The sequence below is a fragment of the Paenibacillus pedocola genome (genome assembly GCF_031599675.1).
In the GTDB taxonomy this organism is placed as follows: domain Bacteria; phylum Bacillota; class Bacilli; order Paenibacillales; family Paenibacillaceae; genus Paenibacillus_AQ; species Paenibacillus_AQ pedocola.
Window position 1 is genome coordinate 5,489,843 of the sequence record NZ_CP134223.1, and the last position, 13,447, is coordinate 5,503,289.

Sequence of the window (13,447 nt, forward strand, 5' to 3'; positions counted from 1 at the left end):
GTAAGCATTTTTCGTTTCAAACAGTATAGCATATGGTCATCTAAACTTGAATTTTCACCGCTCCCGCAGGGTACATTAGTACAGGGCGTTTCAGCATACTTACAGAGTTAACTATTGAGGAGGTTAATGATGCCGGTTACCATCGATTTGCGCCAGGCCGTTCTTCATAAAGTGCACGGCCAGTCCGAAGAGAATCTGCGGGCTATGATTGAAGGCTCCGTAGACGGACCGGAAGCTGCGCTTCCAGGACTTGGTGTGATGTTCGAAATGGTCTGGAAAGACCTTGAACAGGCCAAGCAGGACCGTGTCATTTCTATGCTGCACAGACATCTGGAAGAGGTTACTCCCGGATCGGTCATGTCCTGAGCAGGCGCATATGTACAAAACCTCCGCTACCCGGAATGCGGCTGCACTCCAGGGGGGCGGAGGTTTTTCGTTAAGATGGCGGCAGGGATTACATCTCCCGCAGCTTACTGCCGTTTACTCAAGGAGCTGTTTCCAGGAATTTCGCGGTCGGATTCTTTTCCATTGCGGTACGCATCGCGTATTCGTTCTCGAACAGCACGACATAGTTCCCCTTCTTGTCCGTCACCAGCGTAGAGTTGATGCGGAACTTGGCCGGGTCCGGTTTGTTCTCGTCCACAATCCAGCGTGCGAACTGGTAGCTCATCCGCTGAAGCTGAACGTCCACGCCATATTCGCCCTTCATCCGGTACTCGAAGACTTCGAACTGCAGCTGACCCACTACACCCAGCAGAATATCGTCGAAGTTGACCGTACGGAACACCTGAATCATGCCTTCTTCCGTCAGCTGGTCAATCCCCTTCTGGAACTGCTTCGATTTCAGTGCATTTTTGATGCTCACCTTGGAGAAAATCTCCGGTGAGAACGTCGGCAGCTCATCAAATTCCATATCACCGGCTTGACTAAGCGTGTCGCCGATCCGGAAAATCCCCGGATCAAACAGCCCGATAATATCACCCGGATAAGCTTCCTCGACAATATCGCGGTCCTGCGCCAGGAATTGCTGCGGCTGGGAGAGCTTAATATCTTTGCCTGCCCGGACATGCTTCACGCTCATGCCGCGCTCGAACTTGCCGGACACAATCCGCAGGAAAGCGATACGGTCACGGTGCGCCGGGTTCATGTTGGCCTGGATTTTGAACACGTAGCCGGTAAATTTCTCATTGGTCGGTTCAATCGGACCGGCCGTGCTGCGGCGCGGTTCCGGCTTCGGTGCCAGCTCCAGGAAGTTATCGAGGAATGTCTGCACACCGAAATTATTGATTGCACTGCCGAAGAACACCGGAGTCAGCTCCCCGCGCAGTACCTTTTCATAGTCAAAAGCATCGCCTGCCACATCCAGCAGCTCCAGGTCCTGGCACAGCTGGTCATGCAGATATTCTCCGGCCATCTCACGGATGATCGGGTCGCGGTAGCTCTCCACCTTCTGAACCTTGATCACAGAGTGATCGTCACCCTGGAACAACTCCACCTGATTCTTCATCCGGTCGTATACCCCGCACAGCTCGCGTCCGCTGCCAATCGGCCAGTTCATCGGTACGGAGCGGATGCCCAGTACGTTCTCCAGCTCCTCCATCAGATCAAACGGACTTTGCCCCTCACGGTCCAGCTTATTAATGAAGGTGAAGATCGGAATTCCGCGCTTGGCGCAGACCTGGAACAGCTTGATCGTCTGCGCTTCCACACCCTTCGCTACGTCAATCAGCATGACTGCACTGTCCGCAGCCGTTAAGGTACGATAGGTGTCCTCACTGAAATCCTGGTGACCCGGCGTATCCAGAATGTTCACCCGGTGGTCCAAATAGTCAAATTGCATTACAGAGGAAGTGACCGAAATTCCGCGCTGCTTCTCGATTTCCATCCAGTCACTGGTCGCGTGCTTACTTGCTTTACGGGCCTTGACGGTACCCGCGAGCCGGATCGCGCCGCCGAACAGCAGCAGCTTCTCCGTTAGTGTTGTTTTACCCGCATCCGGGTGGGAAATGATCGCAAACGTTCTGCGTTTGTCCACTTCCTGTAGCAGTTTCTGATCTGGTGCCTTATTCATTGCACATATCCCTTCATATATAAATTCATGCTGCCTATTCCATAGCACGGGGCTAATCTCAAATCGGCGCTCTGCTCATGAGTACAAATCCCTTCTATCCGTGGATTCATTATAATCCCATAATAGTCTCCAGTTCCGCTTCTAGTGAAAGCATCCTTTAAAGTATATCAAAATCCGGCAAACATTATCTACAAAAAAGCAGCGGATGTGAAATAAGTTGTTAAAATTCGCCGTTTGGCTCCCTTAATTTATATAGTTGCCTTCTCAGCTTCAACTTGAGCCGTTCTGGACCGGAGAAACATCGCATTTAAATAGAGCAGAACTGCAACCGAGATCAGCAGGCTTGCCGCTGCCAAATACCAAATCAGGGAGTAGCCCATATGCTCGCTGATTAAGCCCAGCAATAAAGCAATAATGAACCCGGCCAGAGATTTAAGTGAGGACAAGCCGGATGAGAACGTTGCCCGTTTGCTCCGGGGGATTAAATCCTGAATCCAGGCAGCAAATGAAGAAGACTCCATGCCAAGCCCAAATTCAAACAGAATCAAACCGCCCACAAAGATGACCGGATTCGGGAATAAGCCTGCAAGCAGCAACCCTGCAGCCGAGATGAACGTACCTCCGGATATGATTTTAATCGCTGAGACTTTCCGTTTAGCCAAAAAAGAACTAAAGAATGCCGATATGCTCATTACAGCCATGAACACGATCAGCAATACGCCTAAATAGCCGACCGGCAGCTTTAGCTCATTCACACCATACACCTGCCAGCTCAGCAGGAAAGCAAGCAAGGCCGCATGGCTGAAGATGCTTTTTAGCAGAACGAACCGCATCAGCTTATTTCGGGCAAAATCCACCGAAGTGACATATACCTCTTTAAAAATATTATCTTCCGACCGGGTGCCATAATTATCGCTGAACCGGAACCAGACATAGATGCTGAGGCCAATCGTTACTACGCCCGCTATAGCTACAGGGAGATAGAGATGAATATTGCTGCTTAGTGTCGCCAATAAAGCACCCACGATGGCAAAGGCGGACACAAACCCGTTCAAACGTGGCAGCACAACATTCTTATACTCCATCATTCCCAGATCATCCAGTTTATCGATATACCATGCCTGTGGTGAGCCCGAGATTAACGCTACGCCCAGAGACATGATGACAGCGGAAACGATAAATAACAGAAGATGGTCGGCGAGGGCGAATAGACATAACCCGGCCCCCCATGTAAAAAAACCGATAGCAGCCAGCTTCTTGCGTCCATACAAGTCAGATAAATTGCCGCTCGGATAATCAAAAACCGCCAAAGACAGCGAAGAGACAGCGAACACAATGCTAATCTGCAGCGGATCGATCCCCCTCCTACTCATTAGGACGATATATACGGCTCCGTACAGCTTGTCAGCAAGATTATAAACCGAGAGTATGATTCCCAGAAATATACTGTATTGCTTATGAGCATGCAATCTTTCCATTAGCCAAACACCTCCGCTCCAGCACAGATTAGAATCGACGTTTAACCATTTAATGGAATTATATAGAAAATTCCCTGTTTTGAAAACACAAAAACAGCGATCCCCCACGAACTGGAGAACCGCTGCTCTGTTAAGCTTATTGCAAAGTTATGAAATTAGCCGTTCACGCGCCATACCACATTGTCTTCTTCCTGTCCGTTCACCGGCCACCAGTGGAAGCCCTCCTGGGCCAGCAGCTGATCCGCTTCAACCGGTCCCCACGAACCTGCAGGGTAGGAGGCCAGATCACTGCTCTCTTCCTTCCAGGCTTTGGCGATCCGGTCAACGAACGACCAGGCTGACGATACTTCATCCCAGCGGGTGAAATAGGTGGAATCGCCGCGCGCTGCATCATGAAGCAGGCGTTCGTAAGCTTCCGGCGAGTTGATACCGACCATACAGCTCTGGCAGAAATCCATCGCCAGCGGCTGAATTTCCGACTCCGAGCCCGGCTTCTTGGCGTTGATCTTCACGTAGATGCCTTCCATCGGATTCACGCGGATAACGAGCAGGTTCGGCTCAAGATTATGCTTTTGACCCAAGTACACATTAGTCGGCATGCCCTTGAACTCTACAACCACTTCCGTGGTCTTCACAGGGAGGCGTTTGCCGGTACGAATATAGAATGGAACTCCCGCCCAGCGGAAATTGTCTACAAAAATACGCGCCGCAAAGTACGTTTCGGTGTTGGATTCAGGATCCACCTTATCCTCCTGGCGGTAAGCCGGAAGGCTCTTGCCTTTGTAGAGGCCTTGGGTATACTGCCCGCGCACTACATTCTCACGGACCTCTTCGGAGGAAGCATAAGGACGCAGCGAACGCAGCACCTTCACCTTCTCATCCCGGATATCTTCAGCCAGCAGACGGCTTGGCGGCTCCATCGCAATCATCGTCAGCAGCTGCAAAATATGGTTCTGGCCCATATCGCGAAGCGCTCCGGCATGATCGTAATACCCGCCGCGCTCTTCGACCCCGACGGTTTCACCGAGGGTGATCTGAATGTTGGCGATATGCTTGTTGTTCCACAGCGGTTCAAAGAAGGCATTGGCAAAACGGATTACTTCGATGTTCTGCACCATTTCCTTGCCCAGATAGTGGTCGATCCGGTAGATCTCCTCTTCCTTGAACACCTGGCGGATCTGCTCGTTGAGCTGCTCTGCCGACTCCAGGTTGTAACCGAACGGTTTCTCGATGACCAGACGGTTCCAGCCTGAGCCTTGCAGCATGCCGCCGGCTTTGAGGTTAAACGAGACGCTGCCGAACAGCTCGGGAGCAAGAGCCAGATAGAACATCCGGTTGCCCGGGATATGGAATTTCTCTTCGAGCACTTCCGTCTGTGCATTCAGCTCACGGAAGCCGTCGATATTGTTAATGTCCAGCGATTTGTATTCAAAATGCTGTACGAACTCATTCCATTCTGCAGCATCTCCCGCCTGGTAGCGGCAAAATTCACGAATGGACTCCTTCACATCGTCCCGGAATTCCTCCTGGGTACGGGGACGCCGAGCCACGCCAATTACCGCAAAATCATGTGTCAGCTTGCCTTCACGGTACAAACTGTAAATCGCCGGGAAAAGCTTACGCCGGGCTAGATCTCCGGTTGCCCCAAAAATAAAAAATACAGCACCGGGTGTATGCAGTTCATCAAGGGTTTGATTTTCAGCCATGGCTCCTCATCTCTCTGTATGTAATATAGTTGACAATCATTCTCAGCGCCGGTTAAATCATAAAAAACGCATAGCGGCGTGATGTCATTTTATCATATCCGTGGAAAGGATGCTATCACATTCCTGACAGTTTTTCTCGGGATTTCGCAAATTTCCATTACTCTTTCTTATCCCTTTACATATTTCAGCTTATACTCCGGGATAAGGGCAGGTCGCTGCCCGCCATCTTCTATTATACCGCTACGCAAAAAGCTCCGCAAACGCGGAGCTGGTGTGCAAAGCTTCTGGCTGAAATTGTGGTGATCATTAAACTTTCGGCGAATCAATACTCAATAGTAATCAGCGGCAATCCGATGGTTACACGGTTGCTGTTGTCATTGCCGTTCTTATGTACAGCTGCCTGCAGAGCTACCTTGTGATCTCCGCTATTCACAAACCGGCTCAGCCCCGGAACACTATAAGACCGGCTGCAGGTCGTATCATCCTCATAATCCTCCACCGCTTTCAGCCCGGACAACCGGCCGGCAATCGTGCCTTCAGTTCCGGCAAGTGCTTCACGGGGAGAGTTCTGCAATGACGTTACACCTTGAAGTGAAGCATTCCACTCCGGCGCAATGCCAGCTGCCTGCATCAGTGTCCCCGCTTCTTGTGCAACAGCCTGGATGTTGGTCGCCTTAAGCAGATCCCGCGTCTCGATAGTTACAATCACATAGCTGCTGTCCGGACCCAGCTCACTCCAGAACATGGAGATCTTACTATTCAAATCCGGAGCGCCGGAAGCTCTGTAAGTAGCATGTCCATCTTCTTCGCTGGACTCTGCCTTGCCGAGTCCGAGCTGTGCAGCCAGCAGGTCTGCTTCCCTAACGGCGTCTACAGCATTCCCGCTGTATGCTCCCTGCCATTTCAGGACAAGCCGCAGCGGAGACCCTGCTGCCGTAACTTCTTGTCCCACTGATGCCAGGAGTTCCAGCGACTGCGGCAACGCTGCAGGGCCGGATGAAACGGGTGCGGCCGCTGACGCGGCTGCACTTCCCTGGTCAGCACCTCTGCGGAACCCGGCCAGCAAGAGCACCAGCATACACATGCAAAGAACCAGCAGTATCACTTTACCTTTTCCTTTTCCTTGTCCCCGGTTCCCCAGTCCCATACGGCATCTCCCTCTCATCCAATCTAGCAATCTACTAGACAGGATTACCAACTATGAGAGGGAATATACGTGCATACGCAACCAGCCCAATACAACAAAAAGCAGAACAGGCTTATATCCCTGTTCTGCTAAGAAGTCTTATATAGACTAAAAATTATTCCGCCAGCCCGTTCTTATAAGCATAAATGGCTGCCTGGGTCCGGTCTTCTACGCCCAGCTTGGCGAGGATGTTCGTGACGTGGAATTTTACAGTCTTAATTCCGATAATCAGCTGATCGGCAATGTCCTGGTTGGATTTGCCCTGGGCCAGCAGCTTCAGTACTTCCATCTCACGTTCAGTAAGCTCCTTGTAGGCCGGAACCTCGCCTTTGGCATTGTCGCGGAAGCGGTTCATCATTTTGGAAGCCACTTGGGATTCCAGCACCGACTGGCCCCGGGCCGCAGCGCGGATGGCATCCGCGACTTCACTGGCCCGCGAGGTTTTGAGGAGATAGCTGAATGCTCCGGCTTCAATAACAGGATACATCTTCTCATCATCCAGATAACTGGTCAGCACAATGACTTTACATTCCGGATACAGCTTGAGCAGCCGTTTGGTCGTCTCAATACCGTCCATGCCTTCCATGACAAGGTCCATCAGCACAACATCCGGATTATACTCCTGTGCCAGACGTATGCCTTCTTCACCGCTTCCGGCTTCGCCGACCACTTCAATTCCGTCTTCGGTGCCAAGCACTGCGGCAAGTCCGATCCGCACCATCTCATGATCATCTACCAGCAAAACTTTAATATCTTCCGTTTCCATGGCTTCCCTTGCCCCCTATTCATTGACTAACGGTACGGTAATTTCAATGCGCATGCCTTTGCCTGGCGCCGTAATGAATTGGATCGAGCCTCCGGTTTCCGTAATCCGCTCCTGCATATTCGATAATCCGTAGGAAGTCTGCTTGCTCTCATCCATCTCGAATCCGATGCCGTCATCGCGCAGTGTTAGCCGGACGGTATCCCCCCGGCGGTGCAGCCGGATCTCCATTTTCTCAGCCTTGGCATGGCGTAATGTGTTCGAGATCGCTTCCTGTACGATGCGGAACAGATGATTCTCAATGCCTTTCATTAAATGCACATCCGGATCCATCTCGAAAATAATCTCCATCGGTACCTTGATCCTCAGCTCTTTGATCAGCTCCTGCAGCCCCTGCTCCAGCCCTTTGCCCTCCAGGTAGACCGGCCGCAGGTGCAGCAGCAGCGCCCGCATCTCCGACTGGGCTACTGCAGACATCTCTTCAATCAGCGCAATTTGCCGCTGTGCCTTATCAAAATCCTTCTCCAGCGTTCTCCCTACAGCTGTCGCCGTCATGGAAATGGCGAACAGCTGCTGGGACACGGCATCATGCAGCTCCCGAGCAAGCCGCTGCCGTTCCTCCATGATTGCTGTTACCCGCGCCTGCTCAGCCAGCTTGGCATTGTTGGTTGACAGACGCTGCAGCGTATTGACCTGATTCTCCCATTTGCCGCTGATCCGGCCGAGCTGCTCCCCGAGTCTGCCCAGCTCATCGCTGCCGAGCTCCGGCATCGCCGGGGTAAGATTGCCTTTTTCCCACGCCACCAGTGTCCCACGCAGCAGCTCCAGCCGGCGCTTGATCCGGAAGCTCTGATAGAAGCCGAACCCAAGGCCAAAGGCTACCGGCAGCAGAGTCAGCGTCACAGCTGTCCTGATTCCGATTTCCCAATTCTCAAAAGGCTGCAAATAACCATATGTATACATAACGTACAGGATAACCAGCAGCATGACAAAGGAGAATAAAGCTCCCTCACCCATGCTGCGCGTCATCATATTGCTGCTCTTTTTATCCACGCTAAGGAGTCCTCCCTCTCTAATCAAATGTCAGGCTGTCAGGATATCCTCACATCCAGGTCGCCCATCAAATAGGAGATATTGAACTTTACCTTATGCTCACTGGTATCATAGTTGGCCGATTTCCAGTTCAGCCTGTTCATCATCCCCGTGTCGCGGTGGCTGCCGAATTCAATCGATCCGAACAGCACAAACGCTTCAATCTCCACACCATAATCCTCGGACAGATGAAGGTCCATGTCGCCGAATACACCCTGAAACAGCATGACAGTCTCCTTATCCTCGGCCATCGCCAGCGAAAGATCAACATCAGCCTCCCCAAGCACATGCCACGCGCTCAGACTGCGCATTACCCAAGGTGACAGGTCCCAATCAAACCGGGAAGAGAAGCTCTGCTTCTGCATGAACCCTTTTCCGCGCTGCAGCCGCTTGGATTTGACAAAAAACATCCCGAGCGAGATCAGGCAGATGCCCAGCACCAGCAGCAAATGATCCAGCAGCAGCAACACTGCGCCGATTCCGAGCAGCTTATAGCCCTGCTTGACCTTGCCCGACGTCGTCCGGTATATCCCCAGCAGCAGGAACAGAAGCGCGACAACGGAGAAAAATCCGATCCATTTGCCAAAAATCATCAAGCAGCCCACACCAATAAGTCCAATGGCAATCAAACGGTTCCGTTTATCCATTTCGCACCTCCTAAAAGTTTTGCGGAGCAAAACTAACTTCTTAAGCATAGTCTTAAGTTTTGCGGAGCAAAACTGGTCTATGCCTATCCTATATAAAAAGGGAATCTCCACCTGTCTCGCGGAGAATCAGCTTCTTTAGCCTAATTTAATTGTTGCTATAGTATAAAGTCTGTTTACCGCATCCCGCTATAAAAGCCATACCGGTATGGAGATCCATACCGTATGGCTTTACCTTGTTCAGCATATCATATCTGCCTAGTTTTTAGGAACAGGCATTAGTCTTCTTTTTTGTCTAAAGATGGTGTCCCAGCTGTCGGGTTCAATTTGCTCTTCAGTGCTGCAAGCTGTTCTTCCACTTTCAGCTGTTTTTCGGCGTCAACCGGTTTAGTGTACACACCAGCCGACGGGCTGTAAGGGGCGCGCATAACATCTGCTTCTGCTTCGAGCTGCATGATTTTTTCTTCCATGCGGTGGAAGCCGAGGGATGCGCTTCCGCTCTCAATAGAATGAACGCTGCTGATCTGTGACATTTGCTTTTTGGCCTTGGCCATTTGGGCGCGGGATACCAGCTCATTGCGTTTGTTGCGCAGCTTATAGAACTCATCCTTCATTTCATGCAGCTGCTGTACCAGTTCTTTGGCCTGCACTTCTGCCTGAGCGTGAAGATCGCCGTATTCCACTTGCTTCTGGTCGAAGTAGATCTTTTCTTCCAGCAGCTTGCGGGTAACTTCCTCCTGTCCGTTCTTCAGCGCAAGTTCAGCCTGGGCTGCACGCTGTCCGGACATTTTAGCTGCTTCCTCAACACGCTGTTTCATACGGCGTTCGTTAGCCATTTGCTTGGCAACTGTTACCTCAGCTTCGTGAATTTCAGCCTCCATATCGCGCAGATATTGGTTCAGCATTACGATTGGGTCCTCTACTTTATCCAACAAGTCGTTTACCGACGCCTTTGTCATATCCTTAATCCGTTGAAATACTCCCATAATTTACACTTCTCCCTTCTCGTATTTAGCAAGTTTTTGTTTCAGTTCTTCTACTTCTTTTTGCAGTGCCTTCTTCTCAATATCCTTCATCATGGCATCCAGACCGGAGTCTTGAGCCGAGTAAGCATTGGCTTTATCATACCCGGGGTTATAGCCGGGCTGTCCGCCGTGTCCGCCATATCCTCCCTGTCCTTGCGGGCCTTGCGGTCCGCGTCCATATCCGGGGCCGCCAGTGTACGGTCCGCCGTATGGGCCGCCGGGTGCTCCCGGTCCAGGTCCGAACGGATTGTACTGTGTGGGCTCCTTCGGAATAACCATTGCTGCGATGAGATATACCAGAATTGTCGTGCCTCCGGTAAACGGAATGCTGACCAGCAGCAGAATCCGGAACAGGGTAGAGTCAATACCGAGAGTCTCGGACAATCCTCCAGCCAGCCCTGTCATCACCTTGTCACGGGTTGAACGATACAATCGGGTCATAGAACTACTCCTTTCCGCCATTGTTAAGCTTCTCCTTCAGCCGGGCCATTTCTCTTTCCAGCACCGTTGCCACCGTTTCACCGGCCTGCACCGCGTATTCCTGTCCCATGCGGCGCAGGTCGCGGAGACTCTTCGCTTCCAGCTCCCAATCGTTCATGCGGTCTTCGAGCCGGCCGAACATTTTGGGTACGTCACTGCCATTGCCGTAGGCAGTTGCTCTCTGGTTCATGCGCTGCTGTAGCCGCAGTGACTCCATCCGTGCCGCATAATACTGGCGTTTGTTATACACCGTCTGATATTCGACCTTCAGCTCATTCAGCTGACTTTCCAGCTCATACAGTGATCCTTGGCTCTGTTCCAGCAGCCCGCTGTACTGCTCCAACTTTTCCTCGTGAATAATCTTCTCCTGCAAAGCCATTTTCGCCAGATTATCCTCTCCGGCCTTCAGTGCCAGCAGCGCTTGCTCTTCACGTTTATTTCTCATGGCCGTAGCCTGATTCACCTGCTGCTGCAATTGCTTCGTGTGGGAAGCGTATTGCTGGTACAACCTTTCGGCTTCAGTGATCTCCTCACGGGTTGAATGTAAGAATTGATCGATCAGCTTCACGGGGTCCTGGCTTTGTTCCAGACGTTCATTTAGATTAGCTACCGTAATATCCCTCATGCGGCGAAAAACACTCATGATTTCCTGCTCCCTCCCTGCTTCTTAATTAAGTAATCTTCTAAAGCTTAGTATGTTCTGCCTCTTCTGCCTTTCAGTACCGAGATGCCCCAGACAACCAGTGCAACCCCGAGCAGCGGTCCAATAATCCAGGACAGCTTCGAGATCAAAGCCATGACACCGATGAACAGCACTACCCAGCCGATAATCTTGCGTCCGCTTTTAATTCCGTAGTACCCGAGAGCCACCAGCAGGACCGGAAACAGGATTCCGAAGATTCCATGAATCAGGTGTGGCAACACTCCCATCAGCATAATCGCTCCAATCACAATCAGGACAATCGCAAGTCCGTTACCTTTTCTATTTTGCATTTTTTCTCACCGCCTTTCGTTGACCTTAACCTTATAGCCTTATTCTAGGGTAATCCGCAGACTTTCAAAACAGACCGTGGACGGTTTTATGAACTGGACCTTAGACGGGGCAGAGTTAGGACTGCAGGCTGCTGAGGGATGAAACAAGCCCCTTTGCCGCCAATCAGAGACTTTAAAGCTCCAAACTGTGTATAATTGTTGCAGGTATTCCTTAATATAGCTGCTGATTAGATGCGGCAGAGCAAAGGAGCAGTTCCATTGAAGACATTATTGATTGTCGAGGATGACCGGAGCCTGAACAAAGGAATTTCCCTATCGCTTGCCCAGAACGGCCTGAACATTGAACAAGCTTATACGCTGGCTATGGCTGAGCAAATATTTGCCTCGACCCCGGTAGATCTGATTCTGCTGGATATTAATCTCCCTGACGGAAGCGGTTTGGATTTCTGCGAGACAATCCGGAGAACCTCACAGGTACCGGTTATTTTCCTGACTGCAAACGATATGGAGCCGGATATTGTCACCGGGTTTGCCTTGGGGGGAGACGATTATATCACCAAACCGTTCAGCCTGATGATTCTGAGGGCCCGGGTGATGGCTGTTCTCAAAAGAACCGCCCCGCATCCGGAGGACAAAATAACGATTGGCCCCTTGAGCCTGGACTTCGGAAAACTGGAATTCTATAAGCACAAGGAGCAATTGACCCTAAGCAAAACTGAGATCAAGCTGCTGAACCTTCTGGTCTCCAACCCCAGCATCATTTTAAATAGAGAGCAGTTAATTGATAAAATCTGGTCGCAGGATGCGGAGTTTGTGGATGAGAATGCATTGACGGTAGCCGTCAAACGGCTGCGGGCCAAGATTGAGGATGAGCCTGCGGCGCCAAAATACATAAAAACAGTCTACGGCCTGGGATATATGTGGGCGGAAAGGCCAAATACATGAAAAGCGGCAAGGAAGTTCGATCCTCCAATCTTGTTAGCCTTATTTTCCCCGTAATCTTTCTTCTGCTGGTATTGGGATACGCTGGAACAGCCACCTATCTGAACGGAGTACATCCTGTATTCCTTAACCTTACCGCCCTCTTCGTGCTTTCTATACTAATTGTAGGCGCTTTGCGGACATGGATACTGCGGCGGCAGGTTGCCGGCTTCATGAATGCTTTGGATGAAATGGTGGACCGGGCGATTCACGGGCGGGAGCAGCTGACCCATTTTGACGAGACCAGTCTCTCTTCTCTGGAGCATAAATTATTACGCTACATTGAGATCAGCAAAGCGAATGAGCAGCATCTGGAGGCTGAAAAGAATACCATTAAAGAGCTGATTTCGGACATCTCCCATCAGACCAAAACACCCCTCTCCAACATCCTGCTCTACAGCCAGCTTCTTGCCGAAACACCGGACCTGAGCGGGGATACCCGGCTTCTGCTGCACCAGATCGAGGCTCAATCGGACAAGCTGGAATGGCTGATCACCTCGCTGATCAAATTATCCCGGCTGGAAACGGGCATGATCACCCTGCACAGTGAGGTCAAACCCGTCATTGCGACGATTACCAGTGCCTTATCACACATCTATACACGCGCGGAAAATAAAAGGATCAGCATCCAAATTGAATGCGTTCCCGGTACAGCGGCCCGTCATGATCATAAGTGGACCAGTGAAGCGCTGTTCAACCTGCTGGAGAATGCGGTGAAATATACGGATCCGGGCGGCAGCATCCGGGTTGTAGCCGAGAGTAATGAAATGTTTACACGGATTGATATCTCCGATACGGGCATAGGGATTGCGAAGGATGAGCTTGAGCATATTTTCAAACGTTTTTACCGGGGACACAGCGCCAGGGAATATGAAGGCATCGGAATCGGACTGTATTTAACGCGGAAGATCATCAGTATCCAGGGAGGTTTTATTACGGCGGCAGCCGTTCCCGGCCAAGGAACCAAGCTCTCCGTCTTCCTCCCTCAGCTCTAAATGTGTCAATACCGTCAGATTTCAGACACTGCC

The 13,447-nt window shown here is 51.1% G+C and carries 14 protein-coding genes; 3 read left to right on the forward strand and 11 right to left on the reverse strand.

The features are described from left to right. Positions 1-129 precede the first annotated feature (129 nt). On the forward strand, positions 130-366 hold the full coding sequence (locus QU597_RS24255) for a small acid-soluble spore protein SspI (RefSeq protein WP_310833401.1): 237 nt from the start codon (positions 130-132) through the stop codon (positions 364-366). 118 nt (positions 367-484) lie between these two features. Here the strand turns inward: QU597_RS24255 and QU597_RS24260 are convergent, their stop codons facing one another. The 11 genes from QU597_RS24260 to QU597_RS24310 all read right to left on the reverse strand — a co-directional run bounded on the left by QU597_RS24260 (position 485) and on the right by QU597_RS24310 (position 11,438). Beyond that, positions 485-2,071: a peptide chain release factor 3 gene (locus tag QU597_RS24260; RefSeq protein ID WP_236337241.1), complete on the reverse strand. Its 1,587-nt coding sequence runs from the start codon at positions 2,069-2,071 to the stop codon at positions 485-487. 248 nt (positions 2,072-2,319) lie between these two features. After that, positions 2,320-3,549 (reverse strand): MFS transporter, encoded by a 1,230-nt coding sequence (locus QU597_RS24265; protein ID WP_310830185.1) that lies wholly within the window; start codon positions 3,547-3,549, stop codon positions 2,320-2,322. 155 nt (positions 3,550-3,704) lie between these two features. Beyond that, positions 3,705-5,255 (reverse strand): glucose-6-phosphate dehydrogenase, encoded by a 1,551-nt coding sequence (gene zwf, locus QU597_RS24270; protein WP_310830186.1) that lies wholly within the window; start codon positions 5,253-5,255, stop codon positions 3,705-3,707. A 322-nt stretch (positions 5,256-5,577) separates the two neighbouring features. Beyond that, positions 5,578-6,402: a YwmB family TATA-box binding protein gene (locus QU597_RS24275; protein ID WP_310830187.1), complete on the reverse strand. Its 825-nt coding sequence runs from the start codon at positions 6,400-6,402 to the stop codon at positions 5,578-5,580. A 154-nt stretch (positions 6,403-6,556) separates the two neighbouring features. Further along, entirely contained in the window at positions 6,557-7,207 is a 651-nt protein-coding gene (locus QU597_RS24280) for a response regulator (RefSeq protein WP_236337245.1), read from the reverse strand. 15 nt (positions 7,208-7,222) lie between these two features. Further along, positions 7,223-8,236 carry a sensor histidine kinase gene (locus tag QU597_RS24285; protein WP_310833402.1) on the reverse strand — a complete coding sequence of 338 codons (1,014 nt, stop codon included), beginning with the start codon at positions 8,234-8,236 and terminating at the stop codon, positions 7,223-7,225. Between the two features lie 59 nt (positions 8,237-8,295). Continuing rightward, positions 8,296-8,943: a cell wall-active antibiotics response protein LiaF gene (liaF, locus tag QU597_RS24290; protein ID WP_310830188.1), complete on the reverse strand. Its 648-nt coding sequence runs from the start codon at positions 8,941-8,943 to the stop codon at positions 8,296-8,298. Positions 8,944-9,218: 275 nt separating this feature from the next. After that, a complete protein-coding gene (locus QU597_RS24295) occupies positions 9,219-9,926 on the reverse strand; it encodes a PspA/IM30 family protein (RefSeq protein WP_054943891.1) in 708 nt (235 codons plus the stop codon). 3 nt (positions 9,927-9,929) lie between these two features. Continuing rightward, positions 9,930-10,406 (reverse strand): PspC domain-containing protein, encoded by a 477-nt coding sequence (locus QU597_RS24300; protein WP_310830189.1) that lies wholly within the window; start codon positions 10,404-10,406, stop codon positions 9,930-9,932. Positions 10,407-10,410: 4 nt separating this feature from the next. Then, complete coding sequence (locus QU597_RS24305) at positions 10,411-11,088, reverse strand: PspA/IM30 family protein (RefSeq protein ID WP_054943893.1); 678 nt, start codon at positions 11,086-11,088, stop codon at positions 10,411-10,413. 47 nt (positions 11,089-11,135) lie between these two features. Next, positions 11,136-11,438, reverse strand: a complete 303-nt coding sequence (locus QU597_RS24310) for a LiaF transmembrane domain-containing protein (RefSeq protein ID WP_236337248.1) — start codon at positions 11,436-11,438, stop codon at positions 11,136-11,138. A 258-nt stretch (positions 11,439-11,696) separates the two neighbouring features. On the opposite strand from QU597_RS24310, the gene QU597_RS24315 reads away from it, so the two are divergent. Then, on the forward strand, positions 11,697-12,383 hold the full coding sequence (locus QU597_RS24315) for a response regulator transcription factor (protein ID WP_310830190.1): 687 nt from the start codon (positions 11,697-11,699) through the stop codon (positions 12,381-12,383). Further along, complete coding sequence (locus QU597_RS24320) at positions 12,380-13,414, forward strand: sensor histidine kinase (protein ID WP_310830191.1); 1,035 nt, start codon at positions 12,380-12,382, stop codon at positions 13,412-13,414. Before QU597_RS24315 ends, QU597_RS24320 begins: the two co-directional genes overlap by 4 nt. The last annotated feature ends 33 nt before the right edge of the window (positions 13,415-13,447 follow it).

Bases quoted from the DNA above. Each gene is read 5' to 3' on its own strand.
- QU597_RS24260 (WP_236337241.1), bottom strand. From the start codon at position 2,071: ATGAATAAGGCACCAGATCAGAAACTGCTACAGGAAGTGGACAAACGC.
- QU597_RS24300 (WP_310830189.1), bottom strand. From the start codon at position 10,406: ATGACCCGATTGTATCGTTCAACCCGTGACAAGGTGATGACAGGGCTG.
- QU597_RS24265 (WP_310830185.1), bottom strand. From the start codon at position 3,549: ATGGAAAGATTGCATGCTCATAAGCAATACAGTATATTTCTGGGAATC.
- QU597_RS24275 (WP_310830187.1), bottom strand. From the start codon at position 6,402: ATGGGACTGGGGAACCGGGGACAAGGAAAAGGAAAAGGTAAAGTGATA.
- liaF (WP_310830188.1), bottom strand. From the start codon at position 8,943: ATGGATAAACGGAACCGTTTGATTGCCATTGGACTTATTGGTGTGGGC.
- zwf (WP_310830186.1), bottom strand. From the start codon at position 5,255: ATGGCTGAAAATCAAACCCTTGATGAACTGCATACACCCGGTGCTGTA.
- QU597_RS24295 (WP_054943891.1), bottom strand. From the start codon at position 9,926: ATGGGAGTATTTCAACGGATTAAGGATATGACAAAGGCGTCGGTAAAC.
- QU597_RS24320 (WP_310830191.1), top strand. From the start codon at position 12,380: ATGAAAAGCGGCAAGGAAGTTCGATCCTCCAATCTTGTTAGCCTTATT.
- QU597_RS24280 (WP_236337245.1), bottom strand. From the start codon at position 7,207: ATGGAAACGGAAGATATTAAAGTTTTGCTGGTAGATGATCATGAGATG.
- QU597_RS24310 (WP_236337248.1), bottom strand. From the start codon at position 11,438: ATGCAAAATAGAAAAGGTAACGGACTTGCGATTGTCCTGATTGTGATT.
- QU597_RS24285 (WP_310833402.1), bottom strand. From the start codon at position 8,236: ATGATGACGCGCAGCATGGGTGAGGGAGCTTTATTCTCCTTTGTCATG.
- QU597_RS24305 (WP_054943893.1), bottom strand. From the start codon at position 11,088: ATGAGTGTTTTTCGCCGCATGAGGGATATTACGGTAGCTAATCTAAAT.
- QU597_RS24255 (WP_310833401.1), top strand. From the start codon at position 130: ATGCCGGTTACCATCGATTTGCGCCAGGCCGTTCTTCATAAAGTGCAC.